The 25,260-nt window shown below is 72.0% G+C and carries 21 protein-coding genes; 5 read left to right on the forward strand and 16 right to left on the reverse strand.

Translation table 11 applies throughout. The features are described from left to right. Positions 1-10 precede the first annotated feature (10 nt). From ACIRD8_RS07105 to ACIRD8_RS07140, 8 genes are all read right to left on the reverse strand, one after another. Positions 11-412 carry a cytidine deaminase gene (locus ACIRD8_RS07105; protein ID WP_403987397.1) on the reverse strand — a complete coding sequence of 134 codons (402 nt, stop codon included), beginning with the start codon at positions 410-412 and terminating at the stop codon, positions 11-13. Further along, positions 409-1,698, reverse strand: coding sequence for an ABC transporter permease (locus tag ACIRD8_RS07110; RefSeq protein WP_403987400.1), 1,290 nt, complete (start codon positions 1,696-1,698; stop codon positions 409-411). Before ACIRD8_RS07110 ends, ACIRD8_RS07105 begins: the two co-directional genes overlap by 4 nt. Continuing rightward, positions 1,695-2,810, reverse strand: coding sequence for an ABC transporter permease (locus ACIRD8_RS07115; protein ID WP_403987402.1), 1,116 nt, complete (start codon positions 2,808-2,810; stop codon positions 1,695-1,697). Before ACIRD8_RS07115 ends, ACIRD8_RS07110 begins: the two co-directional genes overlap by 4 nt. Then, on the reverse strand, positions 2,807-4,432 hold the full coding sequence (locus ACIRD8_RS07120; RefSeq protein ID WP_403988673.1) for an ABC transporter ATP-binding protein: 1,626 nt from the start codon (positions 4,430-4,432) through the stop codon (positions 2,807-2,809). The genes ACIRD8_RS07115 and ACIRD8_RS07120 overlap by 4 nt, the downstream gene beginning before the upstream one ends. 253 nt (positions 4,433-4,685) lie before the next feature. Next, a complete protein-coding gene (locus ACIRD8_RS07125) occupies positions 4,686-5,726 on the reverse strand; it encodes a BMP family protein (RefSeq protein WP_403987404.1) in 1,041 nt (346 codons plus the stop codon). 206 nt (positions 5,727-5,932) lie between these two features. Then, on the reverse strand, positions 5,933-7,147 hold the full coding sequence (locus ACIRD8_RS07130) for an amidohydrolase (RefSeq protein WP_403987406.1): 1,215 nt from the start codon (positions 7,145-7,147) through the stop codon (positions 5,933-5,935). 153 nt (positions 7,148-7,300) lie between these two features. After that, complete coding sequence (locus ACIRD8_RS07135) at positions 7,301-8,311, reverse strand: MarR family transcriptional regulator (RefSeq protein WP_403987408.1); 1,011 nt, start codon at positions 8,309-8,311, stop codon at positions 7,301-7,303. A 445-nt stretch (positions 8,312-8,756) separates the two neighbouring features. Beyond that, entirely contained in the window at positions 8,757-10,373 is a 1,617-nt protein-coding gene (locus ACIRD8_RS07140; RefSeq protein ID WP_403987410.1) for an ADP-ribosyltransferase domain-containing protein, read from the reverse strand. 216 nt (positions 10,374-10,589) lie between these two features. Here ACIRD8_RS07140 and ACIRD8_RS07145 point away from each other — a divergent pair, with 216 nt between their 5' ends. The 3 genes from ACIRD8_RS07145 (at position 10,590) to ACIRD8_RS07155 (ending at position 12,749) form a co-directional block, all read left to right on the forward strand. Further along, positions 10,590-11,270 (forward strand): macro domain-containing protein, encoded by a 681-nt coding sequence (locus ACIRD8_RS07145; RefSeq protein ID WP_403987412.1) that lies wholly within the window; start codon positions 10,590-10,592, stop codon positions 11,268-11,270. A gap of 104 nt (positions 11,271-11,374) precedes the next feature. Then, a complete protein-coding gene (locus ACIRD8_RS07150; RefSeq protein WP_403987414.1) occupies positions 11,375-11,944 on the forward strand; it encodes a PadR family transcriptional regulator in 570 nt (189 codons plus the stop codon). Then, on the forward strand, positions 11,931-12,749 hold the full coding sequence (locus ACIRD8_RS07155) for an SGNH/GDSL hydrolase family protein (protein WP_403987417.1): 819 nt from the start codon (positions 11,931-11,933) through the stop codon (positions 12,747-12,749). Before ACIRD8_RS07150 ends, ACIRD8_RS07155 begins: the two co-directional genes overlap by 14 nt. A gap of 168 nt (positions 12,750-12,917) precedes the next feature. Here the strand turns inward: ACIRD8_RS07155 and ACIRD8_RS07160 are convergent, their stop codons facing one another. The 5 genes from ACIRD8_RS07160 to ACIRD8_RS07180 all read right to left on the reverse strand — a co-directional run bounded on the left by ACIRD8_RS07160 (position 12,918) and on the right by ACIRD8_RS07180 (position 17,918). After that, positions 12,918-13,160, reverse strand: a complete 243-nt coding sequence (locus ACIRD8_RS07160) for a hypothetical protein (RefSeq protein ID WP_403987420.1) — start codon at positions 13,158-13,160, stop codon at positions 12,918-12,920. A gap of 89 nt (positions 13,161-13,249) precedes the next feature. Next, on the reverse strand, positions 13,250-14,290 hold the full coding sequence (locus ACIRD8_RS07165) for a hypothetical protein (RefSeq protein ID WP_403987422.1): 1,041 nt from the start codon (positions 14,288-14,290) through the stop codon (positions 13,250-13,252). An 11-nt stretch (positions 14,291-14,301) separates the two neighbouring features. After that, entirely contained in the window at positions 14,302-15,249 is a 948-nt protein-coding gene (locus ACIRD8_RS07170) for an N-acetylneuraminate synthase family protein (protein WP_403987425.1), read from the reverse strand. A gap of 12 nt (positions 15,250-15,261) precedes the next feature. Next, positions 15,262-16,512: a cytidylyltransferase domain-containing protein gene (locus ACIRD8_RS07175; protein WP_403987428.1), complete on the reverse strand. Its 1,251-nt coding sequence runs from the start codon at positions 16,510-16,512 to the stop codon at positions 15,262-15,264. A gap of 20 nt (positions 16,513-16,532) precedes the next feature. Next, entirely contained in the window at positions 16,533-17,918 is a 1,386-nt protein-coding gene (locus tag ACIRD8_RS07180; RefSeq protein WP_403987431.1) for a DUF6716 putative glycosyltransferase, read from the reverse strand. Positions 17,919-18,126: 208 nt separating this feature from the next. Here ACIRD8_RS07180 and ACIRD8_RS07185 point away from each other — a divergent pair, with 208 nt between their 5' ends. Continuing rightward, positions 18,127-19,110 (forward strand): glycosyltransferase family 2 protein, encoded by a 984-nt coding sequence (locus ACIRD8_RS07185; protein ID WP_403987434.1) that lies wholly within the window; start codon positions 18,127-18,129, stop codon positions 19,108-19,110. Then, complete coding sequence (locus ACIRD8_RS07190; RefSeq protein ID WP_403987437.1) at positions 19,107-20,438, forward strand: polysialyltransferase family glycosyltransferase; 1,332 nt, start codon at positions 19,107-19,109, stop codon at positions 20,436-20,438. Before ACIRD8_RS07185 ends, ACIRD8_RS07190 begins: the two co-directional genes overlap by 4 nt. 10 nt (positions 20,439-20,448) lie before the next feature. Here ACIRD8_RS07190 and ACIRD8_RS07195 read toward each other — a convergent pair whose 3' ends face one another. From ACIRD8_RS07195 to ACIRD8_RS07205, 3 genes are read right to left on the reverse strand one after another with little or no spacing between them, the layout of a single operon-like run. Then, complete coding sequence (locus ACIRD8_RS07195; protein ID WP_403987440.1) at positions 20,449-21,549, reverse strand: acyltransferase; 1,101 nt, start codon at positions 21,547-21,549, stop codon at positions 20,449-20,451. A 50-nt stretch (positions 21,550-21,599) separates the two neighbouring features. Next, positions 21,600-23,957, reverse strand: a complete 2,358-nt coding sequence (locus ACIRD8_RS07200) for a polysaccharide pyruvyl transferase family protein (protein ID WP_403987443.1) — start codon at positions 23,955-23,957, stop codon at positions 21,600-21,602. Then, the gene (locus ACIRD8_RS07205; RefSeq protein WP_403987446.1) at positions 23,954-25,237 is read right to left on the reverse strand and encodes a hypothetical protein; all 1,284 of its coding nucleotides are present in this window, start codon (positions 25,235-25,237) and stop codon (positions 23,954-23,956) included. The genes ACIRD8_RS07200 and ACIRD8_RS07205 overlap by 4 nt, the downstream gene beginning before the upstream one ends. Positions 25,238-25,260: the final 23 nt, after the last annotated feature.

Below are 25,260 nucleotides of genomic sequence, written 5' to 3' on the forward strand. Positions count from 1 at the left end.
CGGCGGGGTACTACCCCAGGTGCTGCGGCCCGAAGGCCTGCGGCAGCATCTCGTCGAGCGTACGGAAGCCGTCCGGGGTCTCCAGGACGAGGCCGGGCCCCCCGAACTCGTGCAGCAGCTGCCGGCACCGGCCGCACGGCACGAGCACGGCGCCCGTGCCGTCCACGCAGGTGAAGTGGGTCAGCCGGCCGCCGCCCGTGGCGGCGAGATGCGAGACCAGCCCGCACTCGGCGCAGAGGCTGATGCCGTACGAGGCGTTCTCGACGTTGCATCCGGTGATCATGCGGCCGTCGTCGACGAGGGCCGCCACCCCGACCGGGTAGCCCGAATACGGGGCGTACGCCCGGGACATGGCGTCCCGGGCGGCCTCGCGCAGCGCGTCCCAGTCGACGGGGGCCGCGCTGTCCGTCACTTCCCCTGCCCCTTCCGGTAGCGCATGCCGTCCGCCTTCGGCATCCGCAGGCGCTGCGCGGAGAGCGAGAGCACGAGCAGGGTGACGACGTACGGGGTGGCGCTGACGAACTCGGTGGGCACGGTGTCGGTGGCGAGGTACCAGACCAGCACCGCGGCGGCGATGACCGCGCTGATGACACCGGGCACGAAGCGCTTGCGGTAGAGCTTCCAGGCCGCGAGGCCGGCGAGCATCACCACGAGCAGGAGGAGCAGCGCGTGGACGGACTCACCGCCGTTGCGCAGCTGGAGGGCGTCGGCGAAGCCGAACAGGCCCGCGCCCATGGCGAGTCCGCCGGGCCGCCAGTTGCCGAAGATCATCGCGGCGAGGCCGATGTATCCGCGGCCTCCGGTCTGGCCCTCGTTGTAGATGTGCGAGGTGACCAGGGAGAGGAAGGCGCCGCCGAGGCCGGCCAGGCCTCCGGAGACGATCACGGCGACGTACTTGTAGAGGTAGACGTTTACGCCGAGGGACTCGGCGGCCACGGGGTTCTCGCCGCAGGAGCGCAGCCGCAGGCCGAACGAGGTCTTCCACAGGACGAAGAACGTGCCCGCGAACAGCGCCACGGCCACCAGGGTCAGCAGCGAGACGTTGGTGACGAGTCCGCCGAGAATGCCCGCGAAGTCGGAGACGAAGAACCAGTGGTGCTTCTCCAGCGAGTGCAGCCAGTCCGAGAGACCGGGCACCGTGACCTGCGTGATGCTGTCGGCGGGCGGCGACTGCTTGGGGCTGCCGCCCTTCTCGGCCGCGTCACCGGTGTTGAACCACAGCTTGGCCAGGTAGGTCGTGAAGCCGAGGGCCAGGATGTTGATGGCGATACCGGAGATGATGTGGTCGACGCCGAACGTGACGGTCGCGAAGGCGTGCAGCAGACCGCCGAGCATGCCGCCCACGACTCCGGCGAGGACGCCGATCCACGGGTCGGTCTGCCAGCCGGCCCAGGCACCGAAGAAGGTGCCGAGGATCATCATGCCTTCGAGGCCGATGTTGACCACGCCGGCCCGCTCGGACCAGAGCCCGCCGAGACCGGCGAGCCCGATCGGCACGGCCATCGCGAGGGCGGCACTGATCTGGCCGGCCGAAGTGACGTCCTGGGCCCCGGTGATGGTCCGTACGGCGGACAGCGCGAGCAGGGCACCCGCGATGATCAGCAGTACGACGGGAAAACTGAAGCGGGTGCGGCCGCCCTTGCCGCCGGAGACCCTGGGGGCCGCGGGCGGCGGGGTGGAAGTCGCCGTGGCGCTCACGCCGACACCTCCTGCTGGTCGGAGTTACGTGCGGCCTTGGCGGCGAGTTCCGCGCCGACCTTGCTCTGCTGGCGCTTGAGGCCGTACCGGCGGACGACTTCGTAGGCGATGACGACGCAGAGGACGATGACGCCCTGGATGACGCCGACGATCTCCTTGTCGTAGCCCTCGAATTCGAGCTTGCCCGTACCGCGTTCCAGGAAGCCCCAGAGCAGCGCGCCGAGCGCGATGCCGATGGGGTGGTTACGGCCGAGGAGCGCGATGGCGATTCCGGTGAAGCCGATGCCGACCGGGAAGTCGCCGCTGTACTCGTAGCTGTCGTTGAGCAGCGTCGGCATACCGATCAGGCCGGCCATACCGCCGGAGATCAGCATGGACGTGACGACCATCTTCTTGACGTCGACACCGCTGGCCTCGGCCGCCGAGCCGGACTGTCCGACCGTACGGAGATCGAAGCCGAACCGGGTGCGGGAGAGCGCGAACCAGTAGGCGACACCCGCGACGACCGCGATCACGATGAAGCCCCAGACGGGCGTCGGCGTGGTCGGGAACTCGAAGAAGTGCGAGGACTCCGGGATCGGGGTGGTGGACACCTTCGTGCCCGCCTTGTCGAGGTGGCCCAGCCGGCCCTGCTGCAGGAGGTAGCCGATGATGGCCGTCGCGATGGAGTTCAGCATGATCGTCGAGACGACCTCGCTGACTCCGCGGGTGACCTTGAGGAGGCCGGCGATACCGGCCCACATCGCTCCGACGATCATCGCGGTGAGGATGATCAGCGGGATCTGGAGGGCGCCCGGCAACGTCAGGGCCCCGCCGAGTGCGGCGGCGAAGAACGCGGCGAGGCGGTACTGGCCGTCGACTCCGATGTTGAAGAGGTTCATGCGGAAGCCGACGGCGACCGCGAGACCCGCGAGGTAGTAGGTCGTCCCCTTGTTGAGGATGTAGACCTGGCTGTCCGACTTCAGTCCGTAGTCGAACATGATGCCGAAGGCGCTGAACGGTTCCTTGCCGGTGGCGGCGAGCACCAGGGCGGTCACCAGGAAGGCGACCACGATGGCGAGCAGCGGGGCGGCGATCCCCAGGAGCAGCCGCTCCTTGTCGAACTTCTTCATCGGTCCTCTCCCCCGTCCCGGGGGTCGGTCTCGGAGCCGTCGGCCACGGTGTCACCGGCGGCCGTGGCACCCGTGGCACCCGGCGCCTCCAGGTGGCCGGCGGCCGCGCCGGTCATCGCGGAGCCGAGCTCCTCGGGGGTGACGGTCGCCGGGTCGGCGTCGGCCACGAGCTTGCCTCGGTACATGACGCGCAGCGTGTCGGAGAGCCCGATGAGCTCGTCGAGGTCGGCGGAGATCAGCAGGACCGCGAGGCCCTCGTGGCGTGCTTCGCGGATCTGGTCCCAGATCTGCGCCTGTGCGCCGACGTCCACGCCCCGGGTGGGGTGCGCGGCGATCAGCAGCTTGGGGTTGTGGCTCATCTCGCGGCCGACGATCAGCTTCTGCTGGTTGCCGCCGGAGAGCGAGGCGGCGGTGACCTCGATGCCGGGGGTGCGGACGTCGTACTCGCGCACGATCCGCTCCGTGTCGGCGCGCGCGGCCTTGAGGTCGAGGAAGGCGCCCTTGCTGTTGGGCCGCTCGGTGACGTGACCCAGCATGCGGTTCTCCCAGAGCGGCGCGTCCAGGAGAAGACCGTGCCGGTGCCGGTCCTCGGGGATCACGGCCATGCCGTCCTCGCGGCGCTTGCGCGTGGCCGCACGGGAGATGTCCGCGCCGTCGAGCGTGAGCGAGCCCTTGTCGAGGGTGCGCATGCCCATGATGGCGTCGACGAGTTCGGACTGGCCGTTGCCCTCGACGCCCGCGATGCCGAGCACTTCGCCCTTGTGGATCGTGAAGGTGATGCCGTCGAGCACGGCTCGCACCACGCCGTCGGGGTCCGTGGCCGTCAGCCGCAGCTCCTCCACGGCCAGCATCGGTGTGTCCGTGACGGTGGACTCCCGGGTCTCGGGCGAAGGGAGTTCGCTGCCCACCATCAGCTCCGCCAGCTGCTTGCTGGTGGTGTTGGCGGGGTCGGCGGTGCCCACGGTCGTGCCCCGCCGGATCACGGTGATCTCGTCCGCGACCGACAGCACCTCGCCCAGCTTGTGGGAGATGAAGATGACGGTGAGGCCCTCCGCCTTGAGCTCACGCAGGTTGTCGAAGAGGGCGTCGACCTCCTGCGGCACGAGGACCGCGGTCGGCTCGTCGAGGATCAGGGTGCGGGCGCCGCGGTAGAGGACCTTGAGGATCTCCACCCGCTGGCGGTCGGCGACCCCGAGGTCCTCGACGACGGCGTCGGGGCGGATGCCCAGGCCGTACGCGTCGGAGATCTCCCTGATCTTCTTCCGCGCCCTGTCCCCGATGCCGTGCAGCTTCTCGGAGCCGAGGACGACGTTCTCCAGCACCGTGAGGTAGTCGGCGAGCATGAAGTGCTGGTGCACCATGCCGATACCGCGGTCGATGGCGTCGCCCGGGCTGCTGAACGAGACCTGTTCACCATCCACCGAGATGGTGCCCTCGTCCGGCTTCTGCATCCCGTAAAGGATCTTCATCAGGGTGGACTTGCCGGCGCCGTTCTCGCCGACGAGGGCATGGACGGTGCCACGGCTCACCGTGATGTCGATGTCGTGGTTGGCCACGACGCCGGGGAATCGTTTGGTGATGCCGCGGAGCTCTACGGCATGAGGACTGCTGGACGCTTTGATGGCGCACTCTCCTTGGCAGGAGCGGAGGGCGGGCGATGTACGGACACAGCGCGGGGACCGGTGGCGAAAAATACCGCGCTCGGCGGGCACTACGCGCGTAGCGCCACCGAATCGTTGGCCACCCGGCGACAGGTGGCGGACCAAGGGCACGATACCGACCCGTACCGAGGGGCCGGCCCGGCGGTACACGTGAATCGGGGTCCGCAGGGAGCGGCGGAAACCGCCCCTGCGGACCCCGACTTCGGCGGGCCGGTCAGGTCGTGGTCTTGACCTTGATCGAGCCGTCGGCGATCTTCTTCTTGGCCTCGTCGATCTTGGCCTGGATGTCCTTGAGGTGGTCACCCGTGGTGGTCAGGCTGACGCCGTCCTCGGCCAGGGCGTAGGTCTGCGTACCACTGAGCGGCTTGCCGTCCTTGACGGACTTCACCAGGTCGTAGACGCCGCTGTCGACGTTCTTCACGACCGAGGTCATGATCGTGTCGGCGTACTTCGACAGGGCCGGGTCCTTGGCCTGGTCGGAGTCGACGCCGATGGACCAGGCGCCCTTCTTGCCGGCCACGGCCTCGATCGCACCGGCGCCGGAACCGCCCGCGGCGGCGAAGATCACGTCGGCGCCCTTGTCCAGCATGCCCTTGGCAGCGGCCTCACCCTTGTCCGGGCTGCCGAAACCGGACAGGTCCGAGCCGGTGGTCAGGTACTGGATCTGGACCTTGGCCTTCGGGTTCGTGTCCGTGACGCCCTGCTGGAAGCCGGCCGCGAACTTCTTGATCAGCGGAAGGTCGACACCGCCGATGAAGCCGACCTGGCCGTCCTTGGACTTCAGCGCCGCCGCGACACCGGCGAGGTAGGAGCCCTGCTCCTCGGTGAAGACGATGGAGGCCACGTTCTTCGACTCGGAGACCGAGTCGATCAGACCGAACGTGGTCTCGGGGTGGGCCTTGGCCACCTTCTCGAGCGCGGCCTGGTAGGCGAAACCGACGCCGATCACCGGGTTGTAGCCGCCCTCGGCGAGCGACGCGAGGCGCTGCTCACGGTCGGCCGGGGTCTCGCCGCTCTTGGCGGTGAGCTCCTTCGCCTCGGCGCCGAACTCCTTCTTGGCCTTGTCCAGACCACGGGCGGCGGAGTCGTTGAACGAGTTGTCGCCACGGCCGCCGACGTCGTAGGCCATGCCGATCTTCATCTGGTCCTTGTCGGAACCGGTGCTCTCGGTGGACGATTCACCACAGGCGGTAGCGGTGAAGGCGAGAGCCGCGGAGACGGTACACGCAGCAGCGATCTTGGATACGCGGCGCAAGGGAAGGCTCCTTCAAACCTGACCGAAGCGCCTCTTCCGGCGCTGGTTTCGCGGCGATCGTAACGCGCGTAGATGTCAGATAAGGACCCCTACGGAAGCCGTTATCGGATCGTCGCGAACAGGAGGTGTCCTGTCCGGTTACGAGCCGTTACCAGCCGGGAACACCTGGCCACTTCGGTGTCGGTGGCCTCCGGTCCCCGGTGCCGTCAGGCGTCCAGCAGGGCGGCCGCGGTGAACAGTTCCACGCCGACCGTGATCGCTTCCTCGTCCACGTCGAAGTTGCCCCGGTGCAGGTCAAGTCCACGGGTGTCACCGGGCGCCCGGACACCGAGCCTGGCCATGGCGCCGGGGATCTTCTCCAGGTACCAGGAGAAGTCCTCGCCGCCCAGGCTCTGCTCGGTGTCCTCGATCGCATACGATCCGCGCCGGATGGTCATCGCGGCGTCGAGCAGGCCGATCGTCTCGGCCTCGTTCACCACGGGCGGCACACCACGGACGTAGTCGATGACCGTCTTGGCCCGGTACATTCCGGCCACCTCGTCGATCGCCTCCTGCACCAGGTCGGGCGCCTGACGCCAGCTGTCCAGATCGAGGCAGCGCACCGTCCCCGACAGTTCGGCGTGCTGCGGGATGACGTTGGGGGCGTGGCCGGTCTGGAGCCGGCCCCAGGTGACCGCGAGGCCGGCGCGCGCGTCGACGCGGCGGGCGAGCAGCGCGGGTACGTCGGTGGCGATCCGGGCAGCGGCGGTGACCAGGTCGGTGGTGAGGTGCGGCCGGGCGGTGTGCCCGCCGGGGCCGTCGAGCGAGACCTCCAGGCGGTCGCAGGCCGAGGTGATCGGCCCGATCCGGAGCCCGACCTTGCCCACGTCGACCTTGGGGTCGCAGTGCACCCCGATGATCCGCCCCACGCCTTCCAGCACCCCGGCCGCCACCGCGTCGGCGGCGCCGCCGGGCAGCACCTCCTCGGCGGGCTGGAACAGCAGCCGCACCGGGCGGGGCAGCAGCCCCTGCCGGTCCAGATCGCTCAGCACGAGCCCCGCACCCAGGACGCAGCTCGTATGGACGTCGTGCCCGCAGGCGTGCGCCCGGTCGGGCACGGTGGACCGGTAGGAGACGCCCTCCTTGGTGTCCGGGATCGGCAGGGCGTCGATGTCGCCGCGCAGCGCCAGCATCGGCGTCACGCCGTCCCACTCCCCCACGTCACAGACGAGTCCCGTGCCGCCGGGCAGCACCTGTGGCTCCAGCCCCGCCTTCTCCAGCCTGGCCTTGATGGCCGCGGTGGTACGGAACTCCTGGTTGCCGAGCTCGGGGTGCATGTGCAGATCACGGCGGAAGGCGATGAGCTCGGCACGCAGGTCGTCGGGCAGGGTGCCGGGCAGGACGGCCTCGGCGTGGGGCGCACGGGACTTCAACTGGTTCACCCAGTCAAGGGTAGGCCCCTGGTACCCGCAACTGGCCACAGATCAACAAAAGTTCAGCCGCTCAGCGGAACAAAAGGTGGCGTTGCGGCGTGTGACGCGGGGTTGAGGTGGGTATGCTCCTTCGCTCACCGCAGCTTCCGCGTGTCCCGGCTCTCATGGCAGCCTGAGCAGGTCGCGGAGGGTGCCCACGTAGGCCGCGACATCGCGTTCGGCGGGCGGCTCGGGGGTGGCCGGGGTGTCGGTTCCTGATCCTGCCGGTCCGGCAGCGCGGCAGGAGCCGCAGAGGCCGTCGGGGAGTGCCTCGGGACGGCCGGGGGCGCGGCACTCCGCGCACTCGACCATGGGACGGCGCTCGGGCGCGCGCACGTCCGGGGCGGGCGTGGCGGGCAGCAGGGGCGGGAGCTTGTCGCGGAGCCGGCGCCTGAGGAATCCGACCGGCGAGTCGACGGCCTCCGGGAGCCCTGCCGTGAGCGCCTGGGTCAGGTAGTCGGCGGTCACGCCCCGCGCGAGCCAGGCAGCGGCAGCCTCCTCCAGCGCGGTGCAGTCGGCGGCGGAGAGAGCGAGGCGGGCATCGGCCCGGCCGAGCTGGGCGAGGGCGAGGTAGGCGGGCGAGGGGGCGCCGTCCGGGGCCGGCTGCGGGGCTGCCTGTGGGGGTGCCTGCGGGGGTGCCTGGGGCACTTCCGGTGCGGGTGCCGGCTCGGGCTCCTGGGTCCGCTGCTGCGGAACGGCCGGGGCTGCCGGGGTGGCCAGGGCTGCTGGTGCGCCGCTGAGGAATGCGGTCCACCACTCGTTGTCGCGGGCCGTACGGGACCAGTAGGTGCGGGTGATCCAGCGGATCTGGCCGCCACCGGCGTCCGCGGGGCACCGCACATGGCGCAGGTGTCCGGCCACCGCCAAGGCCCTCAGCGCACTGCCGACGGCCATCTGTCCGTACAGCGGGAGGGACTTGGCCAGGGACTTGATGTCCATGGCCGCCCCGTCGGGTAGGTGGTCGACATATCCGGCGACGTAGCGCTCACGCTCCGGCAGCAGGGCGAAATCGTCCCGTCGGGGCGGGCGTTGGCCGGGTGTGGAGCGCTTGCCGTAGCCCGGGTTGGCCTTCGCGTACGGGCGGGAGGAGGGTGCGGGGGCGTGGAGGGCGGAGCTAATGTGCTGGGTAGCCACGAGATCGGGCCTCTTCGATCTTGGGGTGAGACCCCGGCACGGTGCGTCCAACACCACGTCGGGGTCGTTCAGTTGTGGGCACCGTAAGCACTCGCGACGCTGCGCCGCAAGCTGGTCACGATTAGTCATACTTGCTGGCCGTGACAGGTCCGGGAGGGTGGGGAGGTTCTTTCCCACCCTTCTTTTCCCTACCGGTTGACTACACGTCTCGGGTCCCGGCCCTCGAACCCCGACCCCTGGATCCCGAAGCTCAAGCGTCGGGCCCGCACCCGCCCACATACCTCCGAACGAGTGAACCGCCCGTCCCGACGCTCGACGGCCGAGTCCCGGAGCCCGGGTCTCGAGGGTCGGGGGTCGGGGGTCGGGGGTCGAGCTTCGGGCGCGGGGCTCGGGGCCGGGGCTTTCGGGATCGGGGTGTGGATCGTCCGGCACGGCCTGCGCATGCTCAGGACACCAGCGTCTGCTCCTCCAGTTCGGTCAGCTTCACCGTGCACAGGCCGCCGCGTTCGGCCTTGACGGCCGTCACCTTCAGCTGCGTACCGGGCGACAGGATGAATTCCTCCTCGCCCGTGAAGGCGGAGAAGCGGCGGATGCCCACCGCCCGGGCGGGGGTCACTTCGAAGAGCGTCCGCTTGCCCCGGCTGCCGAGGAACGACCGCGCGACGCCGACCTCGGACGTGCACGAGGACACGCCCCACCAGGTCACCGTCCGGCCCATCGGGTACTGCGCGCGCAGGTCCAGCGACACCCCGCGCCACAACGGCGCGGTGCGGGCGGGGAGTCGGGAGACGGCCGAGAACAGCAGCCGCAGATAGGGGAGGTACGGGACGACCTTCGTCCGGTCCGGGGAGCGCAGGACCGCGTTGATCTCCCGGTAGAACGCGGACTCGCAGGTGTAGAGGTGGAGGGCGGCGACGGCGTCGGCCGACAGCTCGCCCGCCACCTCGTCCGCACGCCTCTTCCCGAACTCGTACGACCGCTCCACGTGCCGGTCGATGCCGGCCAGCAGGGAGACGACCGGCCCCACGGCCTCCTGGAACTCCAGGAGCGGGGTGTCGAAGACCCCGGTGATCGCGGGCAGGACGAGGCCCTCATCCTTGACGCCCGCGAGCCGGTCCAGATAGAGCTGATGGAGCTCCATGGTCGACGCGATGAACGCGCCCATCCGGTCGGCGACCCCGTCGTCGGCCCCGCCGGTCCCTTCCTCGGGCGTGTTCCATCCCTTGCTGGGCAGCCAGTCGATCTCGTCGGCGCCGAGCGAGGTGAGGGCGGCGTTGACCGTCCCGAAGTGCTCGCCCTCGCAGAAGATGTCGCCCTGCGCTGCGGGGTTGGGGTGGTCGATGTGCCGTACCTCGACGTCCGGGTACTTCTTCTGGAGCCGCAGGACGACGTTCTTCAGGCTGCGCGCGTGCGCGCCCCACCAGGCGAAGACGACGTAGCGGTCCTCCTCCTCGGCGTTCTGCTTGGCCTTGAGGATCTCCTCGACGATCCGCTCGACCGCCGGGCGCCAGAACCTGGTGTGCTGGTCGGTGGCCATCGCCCCGTCACTGCTGGCGGTGAGTGCCGCGTTCAGCAGCAGCACGCCCTGCGTGAGCATCGCCTGGAACCACTCCGGCGGCTGGACGGTGTCCTGCTTCTTCAGGAGCGCGCGTACGTCGGCGATCGGGGTCTTCTTCGGTATGCCGTACTTCCACATCGCCGCTGCCTTGATGATGCAGCGGATGCTGACGACGCGGCCGAACTGGCTGTCCTTCCAGTCGTGGAAGGTGTTGTCGAACATCGCGATGCCGGTGGCGCTCTCCGGCCGCGGGTAGGGGTTCTGGCCGAAGACGACGACCTTCCACTTGTGCGGCGGGTGCGGCTTGAGCGCCTGGAAGGTCAGCTCGCGCACGGGAACGACTCCCGGGCCCCGGGCCGGTCCGATGAACTCGGCCGCGTCCGACCGCGCTTCGATGACCGGCTTCAGCAGCGGGAGCCATGGTTCGCCGCCGCCCTCGAAGAGTTCGGCGAGGGCCAGCGGGTCGTTCGGGTCGGGCTGGGCCGGGGTGGTGGCATCGCTCATGGTGGAGGCGCTCCGCGGTGTCGGTCCGTGCTGAGGGCAGAGGTGTGCTCGGGGCCGGGGCCGGCGCCGTATGCACCGTGGACCCGCACATGACGAGTTGTATCCCCCGCCACTGACAACGGGGCCACCCAACTGCTGCCGCGTCCTGAGGCGTTGTCAGTGGTGCGCTGTAGCGTCCTGAGCAGTGGAGGAACCACCTCTCGATCGGAGTGGACGATGACCGCGAACCGCATGCAGCCGCCGCCTGTCCGGGTGGTCCTGACCGACCTCAGCACCGACGTCGTGGAGGCGTGGCGGGCCGCGTTCGCCGACACCCCTGAGGTCGAGATCCGCAAGGGATCGATCCTCGACGAGAAGGTGGACGCCTGGGTCGGTCCGACCAACTCCCGGGGGCGTATGGACGGTGGCACCGACGCGGCGATCAAGCGGCACCTCGGCGCCGGGATCCAGCTGCGCGTCCAGCGGGCGATCCGCGACGGGTTCGGCGGGAGCCTTCCGGTCGGGAGCGCGGTGTGCGTGCCGTCCGGGGCGGTCAACCCGAAGTTCCTCATATCGACGCCGACGATGGAGGGGTCCTCGCAGAACGTGAGCGAGACCCTGAATGTGGCCCTGGCCTGCGCCGCCGCGTTCCAGGCGATCCACCGGCAGAACAGTGAGGCGCCGGGGAGCATCCGGTCGGTGGCCCTGGTCGGCATGGGTGCCCGTACGGGCCGGGTGCCGGCGCGGGTGTGCGCCAACCTGATGTGGACGGGCTACACCCTGTTCAACGACCACAGCTTCGAGGACTTCGACGACCTGCGCAGCACGATCGTCGCGCAGCTGGACGACCTGGAGGCCGCACCGGTCACGGAGCGGGTCCGTATCGACCCGGCCGGGAGGGGCGCGGTCCGTCGCTGACGGGAGGGGGCCCGCGCACCCCTTCCCCTTGTACACGTACTCAAGGATTTGATTAGTCATATTCTTGAGTATGATGCGACCGGGAGAGGGAAGGGGGTGCCTCCATGGCCCTGCGACATGCGGTGCTGGCGGCGCTGCTGGACGGTGAGTACAGCGGGTACCAGTTGGCGAAGGCGTTCGACATCGGCGTCGCGAACTTCTGGCACGCCCTGCCGCAGCAGCTGTACGCCGAGCTGACCAAGCTGGAGAAGGACGGGCTGATCGCTGGCCGGCAGGTGGTCCAGGAGACCCGGCCCAACAAACGCCTGTTCCAGGTCACCGATGCCGGTCGCGCCGAGCTGGAGGACTTCGCCGCAGCCGCGTCGAAGCCCTCGTTCATCCGCGACGATCTGCTCGTCAAGGTGCAGGCCGCCGACCGCGTCGGCACGGCGTCCGTGATCGCCCAGCTGGAGGAGCGGGCGTCAGCGGCCGAGGGCAAGATCGAGCTTCTCGGCACTCTCCTGCGGCAGCTCCGCGGTGATGTGGCGGAGGAGGAGTTCCTCCGCCACGGCGAGCGGATCGGACCGTATCTGACGTGCCTGCGCGGGCTGTCCTTCGAGCAGGAGCACCGGGACTGGTGCCTGCGGATCGCATCCGTCCTCAAGGAAAGGCAGTCCACCCGTGCCGAGCGGTGAATACGTGCGCTATGTCGCCCTGGGCGACAGTCAGACCGAGGGTGTCGGCGACGGGGACGACACCGTCGGACTGCGCGGCTGGGCCGACCGGCTCGCCGAGCAGCTCGCAGCGGTCGACCCCGGTCTCCAGTACGCGAACCTGGCCGTGCGCGGCCGTGTCGCGGGCCAGGTCCACGCCGAGCAGCTGGGGCCCGCCCTGGCCCTGCGGCCCGATCTGGCCACCGTCGTCGCCGGGGTCAACGACGTGCTCCGGCCCCGGTTCGACGCCGCGGAGGTGGCCGGGCACCTGGAGGAGATGTTCGCCGAGCTCACGGCCGCCGGGGCCCGGGTGGCGACGATGACATTCCCCGACGTGGGGAAGATCGCGCCCCTTGCCCGGCCGGTCCGGGGCCGGGTGTTCGAACTCAATGACCGCATCCGCGCCGCGGCCGCCCGTCATGGGGTCGCGGTCGCCGAGATCGACCTGCACGCCGCCGCCGCAGATCCACGTCTGTGGAGTACGGACCGGCTCCACACCAGCCCCCTCGGCCACGAGCGGATCGCCGCCGCCGTCGCCCAGGCCATCCAGCTGCCCGGAAGCGACGACGCCTGGACCCGTCCCCTGCCGGAACAGCCGCTTCCTTCGCGGTGGCAGGCCGCGGGTGCCGAAGTGCGCTGGGCCGCCGCGTTCCTCGGCCCCTGGCTCGGGCGCCGTCTGCGCGGCCGGTCCTCCGGCGACGGCCGCACCGCGAAACGCCCTCTGCTGCAGCCTCTGCGCGCCATACCCGACTCCCCCGCGGACTCCGGGCAGCAGCAGCTGACGTAGGGGCAGCGGCCCTTCCTCCCGGCCTCCCCCGGGCCCGGTCATCGGGGGAGACCCCATGACCGGGTGTTCCAGACGAAGTCCACCGCCCTGCCGGAGATCGCCTTCCTCCACGGAGACCTGACCATCTGGCGGAACGCCGCCCGGTAGAGGCGACGCCGCCCCGGCCCGTCAGTCCTTCCTGCTGTCCCAGGGGGCGCCGATCCAGCCGTCGAAGGAGGGGACGAGGGCGGCGAGGGCGGCTCCGACACGCCAGTCCAGGTGCGGTGCGTGCAGATGGACCGTATTCCCGGACGACTTGAACTCCAGTGGGACCTGTCCGCCGGAACGCCACTTGATGCGGCGGGGACCGCGCGGGTAGTCACCACCGCCGCCACCGCCGCCGAACACGAGGGCCACCAGGGTGAGCGGCAACAGGGGCGAGGACCGTGAGCGCCCGCACCGGCCGCGTGCCGGCGCGGGTGGGGGCCGACCCGCTGTGGACGCGCCGCACCCCTCGGGTCTCACCCCTCCGTGGCCGCCGTGACCCGCCAAGGTGCAAGCCGTTGAACGTCCTTGGCCGTCTCCGTGACCCCGCTCAGGAAGCCCTGGGCGCGCGGGGACGCCGTGTCGCGCAGCCATTCCGGCTCTATGTCGCACACCGCGACCTTGACGCCCGTGCCCGCCAGGGCCAGCGGGAGGGTGTGGACCACGGTGGACGGGAAGCTCAGGACCGTGTGGCCGATGGGGCCTCTGCGGGCGATGAGTTCCAGCGGCAGGTCGGGCCGGACGATCTCCAGGCCGGTGGCGGCTTCCAGGGCGTGGAGCTTGTCCGCGGACTCACGGCGGTGGGCGAAGTAGCGGGTCGCACCGTGGGTACGGGCCAGCGAGGAGACCGCCTCCGCGTACGGGACGGGGTCGACCACGCCCGTCTCCACCAGGGAGGTGCCGACCAGGTCGGCGCCCTTGGTGATGAGCGGCGGCCCGAAGCGCTCCCGGGTCCAGGCGAAGGTGTTCGCCGTGACCTCGATGCCGGCCGGGGCCTCCACCGGCATCGCGGTGAACACCTCGACCGTGCGGGACGCCGACGGGGTGAAGCTGCGGCGGGCCGCGGTGGTGACCGGGGCCAGGAGCAGCTCGCGCGGGCCGCCGCTCCCCCGGCGGTGCCAGCGCACCAGGCGTTCGCCGCGCGCCAGTTGGGCGACGAACTCCATGGTGGCCGTGCCGTCGTCGACGACCGTGAGCCGACGGGCGCGGACCAGGGTCAGGAGCAGTTGCACGTACCGGGAGAAGGGGTCCCCGATGACGATGCGGTCGGCCTTGCGGATCAGGCCGGTCAGCGCCCGCAGGGCCTTCAGAGGCGCGCCGGTCTCCCCGCGCGCCTCCTGCCAGCGGACGGTGATGCCCTCGTCGCGGGCCAGCTCCGCCATCCTGCGCAGCTGTCCGCGCGACATCGGGTCGACCGGGGGGAGGACGACGACGGTGGTGTCGGGTCCTCCCCGGGTGTGGGTCCACTCCAGGACGTTCAGGAGCTGGACCGGGCTCTCGACGAAGGCGAGGTTCACCGGTCGGCCCGTCAGACCGCGACCGGCTCGGCGGCCGGCGCGTTCGCGGACGTGGACTCGGACTCGGCGACGACGCCCGCGACCCGGCGGAGCTTCTTCATCGGGCCGAGCTCCGACTCGTACACCTTCTTGACCCCGTCGCCGAGCGACGCCTCGATGGTGCGGATGTCGCGGACAAGGCGCGTGAGGCCCTGCGGCTCGACGGAGGCCGCCTGGTCGGAGCCCCACATGGCGCGGTCGAGGGTGATGTGGCGCTCGACGAACGCGGCGCCCAGCGCGACGGCGGCGAGGGTCGTCTGGAGGCCGGTCTCGTGGCCGCTGTAGCCGATCGGGACGTTCGGGTACTCCTGCTGCAGGGTGTTGATGACCCGCAGGTTGAGCTCCTCGGCCTTCGCCGGGTACGTCGAGGTGGCGTGGCAGAGCAGGATGTTGTCGCTGCCGAGGACCTCGACCGCGTGCCGGATCTGCTTCGGCGTGGACATCCCGGTGGAGAGGATGACGGTGCGGCCGGTGGCGCGCAGCGCGCGGAGCAGCTCGTCGTCCGTGAGGGAGGCGGAGGCGACCTTGTGCGCGGGGACGTCGAACTTCTCCAGGAAGGCGACGGCCTCGGTGTCCCACGGGGAGGCGAACCAGTCGATGCCGCGCTTGGCGCAGTGCTCGGAGATGGCGGTGTACTCGGCCTCGCCGAACTCGACGCGGTGGCGGTAGTCGATGTACGTCATCCGGCCCCAGGGGGTGTCGCGCTCGATGTCCCACTGGTCGCGCGGGGTGCAGATCTCCGGGGTGCGCTTCTGGAACTTGACCGCGTCACAGCCGGCTTCGGCGGCCGCGTCGATCAGCGCGAGGGCGTTGTCGAGGTCGCCGTTGTGGTTGATGCCGATCTCGCCGGTGACGTAGACGGGGTGGCCGGGGCCGGCGGTGCGGGTGCCGAACGTGCGCAGGCGGGAGGTGCTGCTCATGGTGGTGCTTCCTTACGTGGTGGGGGTGTGGGTCGTTTCGGTGGAGGTGGAGAGGGTGAGGGTGGGGCCCAGGAGCCAGGCCGCGATCTCGCGGATGGCGCCGGAGCCGCCGGGGTTGGTGGTCACGGCGCGCGCGGCGGCGCGCACCGAGTCGTGGGCGCTCGCCACGGCGACGGGCCAGCCCGCCAGGCCGAAGCACGCCAGGTCGTTGACGTCGTTGCCGACGTAGAGCACGCGGTCGGGAGCGATGGACTGCTCCTCGCACCACTGCTTGAGTGCCAGGTCCTTGCGGTCGATGCCGTGCAGGACCGGGACCTGGAGCTTGCGGGCGCGGGCGGCGACGACCGGGTTCTGTTCCGTGGAAAGGATCAGCAGCGGTACGCCGGCCCGGCGCAGGGCGGCGATGCCGAGGCCGTCGCCGCGGTGCACGGAGACGATCTCGCGGCCGTCGGAGTCGATGAGGACGCGGTCGTCGGTCTGCGTGCCGTCGAAGTCGAGGACGACGGCGTCGATGTCCGCCCGGGTGGGGTACGGCGAGGGGTCCAGCAGCGGCGCGAGGGCGCGGGCGCGGGCCAGGTCGTGCGGGTCGTCGACCTCCAGGACCCGGGCGGGGTCGGTGGGCACGAGCGCGGTGTGGCCGAAGAAGCGGTGGCGGTGGGTCCGGAAGCCCTCGACGTGCATGGCGTACGCGGCGCCGGTCTCCAGGTAGTCCCGGGGCCGGTCCTGGCGGCGGGGGCGTACGGCCTTGTCGTGGTTGACGCCGTAGGTGTCGTCCTCGACCGCGCTGCCGTCGCGCCACACGAAGCCGTGGAAGGGGGCGACGGTGACGGCGGTGTCGGCGCCGCCGCGGGAGACCGCGGTGGCGACGCCGTCGATGTCCTCGCGGGTGATGAAGGGGCTCGTGCACTGCACCAGCAGCACCACGTCCGTCTTCCGGCCGGCCGCCGTCGTCTCGTAGGTGTGCAGGGCGTGCAGGACCGCGTCCTCGCTGGTGGCCGTGTCACCGGCTATGGCGGCGGGACGCTGCACACAGTGCAGCCGGGGGCCCTCCCCCAGCGCCTCCGCCGCGGACCTGGCCGCGGCGGCGATGGCCGGGTCGTCTGTGGTGACGACGACGTCCGTGACCTCGGGCGAGGCGAGGCAGGCGCGGACGGCGCGGGCGACGAGCGGTACGCCGCCGACCCGGGCGAGGTTCTTCGCGGGCACGCCCTTGGATCCGCCGCGGGCGGGGATCACGGCGAGCACGGTGGGGGGCGGGGTCATGGTTGCTCCTGACGTGGTGGTCACAGCTCGCCCATCCGCCGGATCACGGGGGCGACCCGCTGGACGCCGTGGCGGTAGGCGCCGCGCGCCGCGTTGCGTACGGTGTCGCGGACCGCGCCCCGGACCCGGCCCGGCTCCCTGGGTGCGACGGCGCCCGGAAGCGGGTGGCCGTCGGGGCCCAGGTGGTGGCGGGCGAGGATGCCGGGGAGATATCCGGGCGCGGTGGCGGGCGTGTAGTAGGGGGCGAGGCGGGGAAGCGGCCCGGCGGCGAGCAGCGCGGCGACCCGGGCGCGGGCGGTGTCGTAGGCCGCCCCGTACGTCCCGTCGGCGGCGACTCCCTGGCCCGCGAGCCACGTCGCGTCGGGCTCGGGGCGGAAGCCGCCGTCGAGGTGGTCCCAGGACGTGATGAGCCCCGAGCCGATGAAGTGGTGGTTGCCGAGGGCCTCGCGTACGCCGAGGTCGGAGAGGACCGCGGTCGGGATCCGCCGGTGCAGGGACTCCAGCGCGGCGGTCGAGGACACCGTGACCAGCAGGTCCGTGCGGTCCAGGACCTCGCCCATGTGTCCGTACACGAGACTGAAGTTGGGCGGCAGGCCGCCGGGGATCCGCTCCGCGAGCCGCTGGTAGGGCAGCTCCTCGATGTGCGTGGTGTGCTCGCCCGGCTTGGAGCGCAGCTTCAGCAGCACCTCGCGGCCCGGGTGCAGCCGGGCGTGCTCGACGAGCCGGCGCAGCAGGTACATGCGGTCGGCGCGGGACGCCGGCACGGAGGGCTGGGCGGCGAACACGACGGTGTCGCGGCCCTCCTGGGGCCGGTGGGGCTCGCCGCCGAGGAACGGCAGGGCGGCCTCGGTGACGGCCGAGGCGTCGGCGCCGACCCCTTCGTAGACCGCGCGGAAACGCTCCCCGTCGTGGCGGGAGTTGGCGAGGACGATGTCCGCGCCGTGGCGCAGCAGGAGCCCGTCGGCGAGCTTCTCGTAGACGACCCCGACATAACCGGTGACGACGACGGGCCTTCGGGGCAGGTCCAGTGCGGCCAGGCCGTGCAGCACCGCCTGGACGGCGCCGCCGACGAGGGCGAGGACGACGACGTCGTACGCCTCGTCCCGCACCGTGTGCAGGAACTCGACCGCGGTCACCTCGCGCACCCGGCGGGTGTCGATCCCGACCTCGCCGACCTCGGCGAGCTGGCGGGGGGTCGGGGTGGCCCGGCCGCGCAGCAGCAGTCCACTGATCTCGACGGGGCGCTCCGCCGTGTCTGCCTCCGTGGAACCGGAGAGGCGGCGCGCGGTGAGCGCGCCCCATTTCCACCGGGTATCGGAGTCGGCGAGCACGGCTATGCGGAGCGCCGCACGGCCGGCTGCTGGGGTGGCGGCCGGAGAGGCCGCGTCATCGGTACGAGGGGGCACGTCGTAAAAGTTAGGAAGCCATTTCGATCCGCGGCCCAACGCGGTGGCAACAGATGGTTAACAGCCGGTCGACGCTTGGGGATTCCGCTCCCCGGACGGGTGAATCGGCCACGAATGCGGGCGGGTTCACTTTTCCGCCGTGTGCCGTTCACTTTCCGTACGGGCGGGGGTCAGGGCAAATGCCGGGGCCGCCCCTAGCGTGATGCGGGTGGTTAAGCTCTCCGTCATCGTGCCGTTCTACAACGTCCAGGCATACGCCCCCGACACGCTCAGAAGCCTGCGGGCCAATACCCGCGAGGACTTCGAGTTCATCCTCGTCGACGACTGCTCGACCGACGGGACGGCGGAGCTCCTGCGCCGGGCCCAGGACGACATCGAGGGGGTGGTGGTCCGCAGACACGAGCGCAACGCCGGTCTGGCCACCGCCCGCAACACAGGTCTGGACGCGGCCCGCGGCGAGTACATCGCCTTCCTGGACGGTGACGACTGGCTCGCACCCGGCCACTACGCCGCTCTGCTCGCCCGTACGGAGGCCCTGGGCTGCGCGTTCGTACGCACGGACCACGTCCAGGTCACCGGCACGGCGCGCACGGTGCGCCGCGTGCCGCACGGCCCGCGCGGGGTGGTGAGCGACCCCCGGGGCGCGATCCTGCCCGCCGACCGGACGACGTCGGTGGACTACGCGTTCGCCTGGGCGGGGCTCTACCACCGCGGCCTGCTGGACCGGGGGCTGCTGCATTTCACGGACGGACTGCGCACCGCCGAGGACCGGCCGTGGATCTGGCGGCTGCACCGGGAGGCGGAATCCTTCGCGGTCCTGGGAACGCTGAGCCATTTCTACCGGCGGGGGGTCGCGTCCTCCCTCACCCAGATCGGCGACGAACGCCAGCTGGATTTCATCCGGGCCTACGACCAGGTGATCGCGGATACCGCCGCGGACCGTGACGCGGCCATCCTGATGCCGAAAGCGGTACGGACCTATTGCGCCGTCATTTCCCATCACATCGGTTCCGTCGAGAAATTCGAACCGGCCGTGGCCCGCACCCTGAAATCACTCGGTGCGGCGGCGCTCAGAGGCATGCCCCGGCGCGTGCTCGACGACGTCCTGGACTCCATGGACACCGAACGGGCGACCGTGCTGCGCAGGCTGCGCCGCCGGCCCGCCACCACCGAGGGAGCGACTGCCGCGTGACCGTCCAGATCTTCGTCGCCTCCGGCCTCCACGGCACGGCCGTGCTCGCCGCGGCGCTCGACTCGGGGTGCTTCGAGGACTCCGGCCGCCGCGTCCTGCTGCTCTGTGACACCACCGCGATCCCCGAGGCCGCGGTCCCCGTCGAGGCGATGCCGGGGTTCGCACGGCTGCGCACCCGCTTCGACGAGGTGCTCTCGTGGAACGACGCCGTCTTCCCGCTGCACCCGAGCGCCTGGACCCCCCGCGCCGACGACGTACCCCTGTGGGAACGGCACCTGCGGCGCGCCTGGGGCCTCGGGGACGAGGAGGTCGAGCTGGCCCTGGAGTCCCCGCACACCGCCCCCGCCCAGGCCGTCGCCCAGATCTTCACCGGCGGACCGGTGACCGTGTACGCGGACGGGCTGACCGGCTACGGCCCGACCGGGGGAAAGGTCCCGCCGCTGATCGGCACCCGCGTCCGGCAGCTGCTCCACCCGGACCTGCTCCCCGGCCTGGCACCGCTCCTGCTGGGCGAGTCCGACGCCGTGGCCCGCCCGCTGCCCGCTCCGGCCCTGCTGAAGGTCTACGGTGAACTGGCCTCGGAGGCACCGGAGTCGGAGGCCCCGCAGGGAGCCGCACTGCTGCTGCTCTCCGGGCCCGGGGCGCTCCCCGCCGCCGAGGAGGCGGAGCTGCACCTGCGGATGGTCCGAGGCACGGCCGCCCTCGGCCACACCCACCTCGTGCTCCAGCCCCACCCGGGCGGCCCCGCGCCCGCCACCCGGGACCTGCGGGCGGAAGCCGCGCGCCTCGGGGTCGAGCTGACCGTGCAGGACCCCGGCGCCCCGGTCCTGGCCGAGGTCCTCCATGAACGGCTGCGCCCCGCGCTCGTCGTCGGCACCTTCTCGACGGCCCTGCTCACCGCCGCCCTGTACTACGGTCTGCCGGTCGCCAGGGCCGGGACCGGCACCCTCCTGGAGCGCCTCACCCCGTACGAGCACCCGGCGAGGATCCCGGTCACCGTCGTCGACGCCCTGCTGCCCGACCTGGCCGACCCCGCCGCCGTGGCGGACCGGCCGGTACTGACCGAGGCCTCGGTGGCCGGCGCCCTCGGCGGTCTGCTGCCCGCGGTCGCCTTCGCCATGCAGCCACGCGTCCGCCCGGATCTCCGCCCGGCCGCCGAGCGCTATCTCTCCACCCGTCTGAACGCCCGGACCTGGCGATACTTCAAGCGCCGCCGCCTCGGCTCCCTGGCCCTCCCCGGCGTCGTCCCCGCCCGTCTCGCCTTCGTACGCCGGAACGCCGCACTGCGCCGGCTCGCACGGCGCGCGCGGGCGTTGAAGCGGCGCTGAGCGCCGGGGCTCAGCCCAGCAGCCGCGTCAGCCCGAGGCGGGTCCACAGCAGCGCGGCACCGAAGGACAGGGCCGTCGTGGCGGCGGTGACGGCGAGGGCCAGGGCCGCCGCCACGGGCAGCGTGAGGTCGGCGTCGACCAGTACGTCGGTGAGGACGCCCAGCACCAGCACGTGGATCATGTACGCCCCGAACGACGCGCCCGCCAGCCGGGTCAGCGCCGGACGCAGGCGGTCCGGGACGCGCAGCCGGTGCAGGGAGAGCAGCACGCCGCCGCTGAAGAGGGCCACCAGGATGCTCGCGTACGGAATGGCGTAGTGCACCTCGTGCTGGTACGCGACGATCGCGGCCAGGGACGCGCCCGCCGGGAGCAGCCACCACAGGGTCCGCCTGCCGAAGGTGCCCGCGGGCAGCGCGAGGAGCAGAGCGCCGAGGACGGCGTAGATCAGCTGGTACGGGCCGAAGCCCCATCCGAAGCGCGGCAGTTCCAGGCCCGTCACCTCGGCCAGGTCGCCGAACACGCCCGGCGCGGCGCCCAGGACGAGGAGCGCGATGCCCAGGCCCCAGGGGCGCTTGCCCGACTTCACCAGGGCCGCGAAGGCCAGGAGCATGATCACGGGGATGTAGGCGTACAGGTACCAGAGGTGGTAGGCCGGGCGCACCGAGGCGAACAGCGCGTCGAGGGTCAGCTCTCCGGCGGGCGCGTCGTTGGTGCCGCGCAGCCGGCCCCATGCCACGTAGAGCACCGTCCACACGGCGAGCGGCACCACGATGCGGACGATCCGCCGCCACAGCTGCCGGCCGTCCCGGACCGGGGCGCCGACGAGGACGACCCAGCCGGCGATCGCGAAGAACAGCGGTACGGCGAAGCGGCCCGCCGAGTCGGCGGCGAGACCCGCCCAGTAGGTGCCTGGCCCGTTCGCGGCCTCGCGACCCGCCGTGTTCACGAAGGCGGAGCCCGTGTGGCAGAGGATCACGCCGACGGAGCAGAGCAGCCGGATCAGATCGATGTCGTACCGGTGTTCGCGGTGCGGGCGGGGTTCGGGGGCGGGCTCCGGGGACTGCGCTGGGGCGGGCGGGCCGGCCGGGGAGACAGAGGAAGGCATGGTCATCGAAGGCTATGAACGGGCGGGCCCCGGGTGAACTCCGGTCAGGTGAACAGTCACTTCGTCCGGGTGTCGGGCAGGTGAAGGCCCCGTGCCGGCTCGGCGGCCCGGGGGCCGGGAACGTGCAGGGCGGGAACGTGCGGGCCGGGGCGTCCGGCGAAGGGGTCCGGCAGCCCGAAGACGTCCCGGAGTTCGGCGAGGTTGGCGCGGGTGACCGACCACAGGTGCTCCTGCCGGCCGTGCACGTCGGCCACGGCTGCCCGGTGGTCGTCCAGCACGGCAGCCGCCCGCTCGGCGAGACGGGCACCGAGCGACCTGTCGTGGACGGACAGGCCCCAGTCGGGGCGGTCGATGTCGGCGAGGAAGTAGGCGAGTTTGGGGTGCGAGACCAGGCTGATGACGGGCGTGCCGCAGCCGAAGGGGATCATTCCCGCGTGCCCGCGCATGCCGATCACCAGGCGCGTGCGCCGGTAGAGCTCACGGATGCGGTCGTTGGAGAAGAGGTACAGGGGCTCCACCGGGAGGGCTGTGCCGTGTTCCCGGCGCAGATCGTGGACGAACTTCTCGTCGGCCGGCATATGGGCCGCGTAACGGACCTCGGCGCGCTCGCCGATGGCGCGTACGGCGGCGGCCGTCTCGGCCAGGAAGTGGCCGTAGTCGTGGCCGAAGCGCAGCCCCGCACGGTCGTAGGCGCAGTTGATCAGCACGGTGTCGTCCCGGTCCGGGCCGCCGTCCGGGCCGCCGTCCGGGCCGCCCGGGAGGTCGTCCGGGCGGGGGTCGAGGTGGCGGGCCACGGTCGTGGGGCAGGGCTGGTAGCGCACCCGGTCCCGCAGCTCCTCCGGCAGGAGTTCCCTGACCCGCTCCACCGAACCCTGGTTACGCAGTCCGAAGAAGGCCGACTTCCCGACCAGGGCGGTGAGGCTCGCCGCGAAGCGCTCCCGGCGGTAGCGCTGGCCGTCGAAGACGTTGTAGCCGACCGCGAACACGGCGAGCGGGGCCGTGATCCGGGCCAGGACGTCGTCGGGGATGTTCCACTGCCAGCCGCTGTTGCTGTTGGGCGCGGTGTCCGGGAGGAAGAGCCCGCCCCCGCCGACGACGATGCCGCGCCGGGAGTTCAGCTCCTCCAGGGCGGGTTCGTCGACCAGCCGGTGGACGTGCCGTTCGTGCCAGCGGGCGGGGCCGGTGTCGGGGCCGAAGCACCTGCGTACGGCTTCGGGGAGCACCTTGTCGCCCGCGTTCTCCTTCCCGTCGGCGAACAGGGCGACATGGGCGAGCTGTTCGCCCGGGGTGCCGGTGGCGCGGGCCGCAGCAGGGCGCGTACGGGCGTACCAGGCGTGGCAGTTGCCGTCGGTGGGGTCGGCGTCGATCCCTTCGCGGGCGTACGCGTGCGCGTCCGCGGTCCGGCCCCGCAGCCAGGCGAGCCGGGCGAGCTGGCCGTAGGCGCGGGCCGCGAAGTCCGGTGACACGGTGGCCAGGAGGAGATGGGTCTCGGCCTCCTCGTGGCGGGACAGGGCCATCAGGCTGATGCCCAGCGTCTCGTGGCAGCGCGGCAGGTCGGGCCGGTCCGCCACGGCGGCGGTCAGCAGGGCGACGGCCTCGTCGTAGCGCCCCTGCTGCCGGTGCACCTCCGCGACCTGGCGGACCAGGTCCACCGGCGCACGCCCCCCTTCGGGGAACGGCAGGGCGCAGTGCAGGAGCAGTTCGGGGTGTTTGGGGCCGGGCAGGGCGCAGTAGGCGGCGCGGAACTCCTCGTCGTCCAGTTCGTAGCGTGCACGCGCCTCGCGCGCCGGGGTGCCGGGGGCGGCGTACTCGGCGAAGCGCAGGACGACGGTGCTCCCGGGTACGGGGGTGTCGTCGTGGAGCGGGCCGGCCGGCACGTCGTAACGGGAGCCGAGCGGTTCGAGTACGCCCGCCTCGTCCAGTGCGCGGTCCACCGCGTCCTCACCCGCGGCCAGGGCGTCCCGTACGGCCTCGGTCACGTCCTGGTGCTGGATCACCAGCAGCCCGCCGTCCCGCACGGGCCGTACGCCGTCGGGGCCGGGCCTCGGCACGGCGGCCACCCCGGTGCGGAGGGCCAGCAGCGGCTGGAGCGAGCCGAGGACGACCATCCCGGGGGCGAGCGCGACGACCGTGTCGTAGCCGGTGGCCCGGAAGACGTCGAGGCGGCTCTCGACCGTACGCGGGACGAGCCGCGGGTGCAGCCGGCGGGCGGCGTCGAACGCGGAGTCGGGGAGCCCGGGGTGCAGGAGGAGGAAGTCCTCGCAGACGGCCGGGTCCGCCAGCGCGAGGCTGCGCAGCAGCACCAGGAGGCCGGGCATCCGGTCCTCGTCGGCGTAGGCGGCGAAGGCGATCCGCCGCTTGCCGGTGACGGCGCGCCGGTCGTCGGGGGCGGGGGCGGCGGCGGAGGTGTTCATCGGAGCGCGGTCCTCATCTCGGTCTCGTCCTCGTGTGTCGCGCGGCCCGTGACCCATGCGCGCTCGCGCGGCAGCAGCTGCCCCGGCAGTCCGAAGCCGATGAGGTCCAGGCGGCCGGCCGCGTCCAGGAAGTCCAGGAGCCTGAGCAGGGTGAAGGCGGTGCTGGTCCCCGGTCCCCAGCCGTCCTCGCCGAGCAGCGCCGGATCGTCCAGTGGATGCCGCAGCGAGGCGTCACCGATGTGGTCCTGCGCGCCGGCGACGAGACGCGCGCGCAGCGACCTGCGCCACTGCGGCAGCGGGTCGCCGAAGACCAACCGGGTGCCGGCCTTCCGGTGCCAGACGGGTCCCGTCCAGGGAGCGTCCCCGCCCAGCGTGACCGCGTGCAGGTCGGTGCGCGGGGCGGTCGCCGGGAGGGCGTCGCAGCGCACCACCAGGTCGTATCCGTCGATCAGCTTGCCGAGCGGGCTCCCTGGGTCGCGTTCCTCGTCGGTGATCCGGGCGGCTCCGGCGACCAGACAGACCGAGCGGCCGGTGACCAGACGGCGCAGTTCGGTGACCCCGACGGGTTCCGCGCCGCCGAGCAGGGGGTCGGCCATCCTGTCCCGGTCGAGGAGCCGGCGGTGGGCGGCGTACAGCGCGACGATGCGGCGGACGGCCGGGTCTGCCGTGCCGCCGCCCTCGGCGGTCCTTCGCCGTACGACCTCGGCGAAGGCGGTACGGGCCTGTCCGGCGGGGGCGTCGTGCAGCGCCCGCAGCCGGGCGCCGTCCTCGCCGGGGAGCAGCCCGGCGGCCTCGTCCAGGCAGCCGCGGAGTTCGTTCAGGACGGCGATCCGGCGCACGATGTCAGCGGCCGCCGCCGGGTTCTGCTGGAGTGCCAGGTGCCGTTCGTACGCCTGCACCGCCTCGTCCCGGCGGCCCAGCGCGTCCAGCGCGCCTCCGCGCAGTCGCCAGGCGCCCTTGGACCTGGGGCGCATCCCGGTGGCCTCGACGGCGAGGCCCAGGGCGAGGTGTGTCTCCGCCTCCCCGCCGGCCTCCAGGGCCCGTTGCCCGGTGCGGAGCAGGGCGTCGAACAGGCCGTCCGTGCCGGTGGCCGTGGTAAGGCCGCCGATGGCGGCGACGAGCCGGGCCTGCCGGGCGTCGCCGAGGGGTCCGCTCGCGGCGAGGCCCGCGAGGTGGTCGCCGCAGAGGCGCAGGGCGGCCGTGGGCTCCTGCCGCGCCGCACCGCCCTGCCCGGTTCTCGCCCGCACTGCCGTGAGCAGCCCCGTGAAGGTCTGGCCCATGCTCGTTCCGCCGTTCTGTCATC

This window comes from Streptomyces sp. NPDC102451, from assembly GCF_044765485.1.
In the GTDB taxonomy this organism is placed as follows: domain Bacteria; phylum Actinomycetota; class Actinomycetes; order Streptomycetales; family Streptomycetaceae; genus Streptomyces.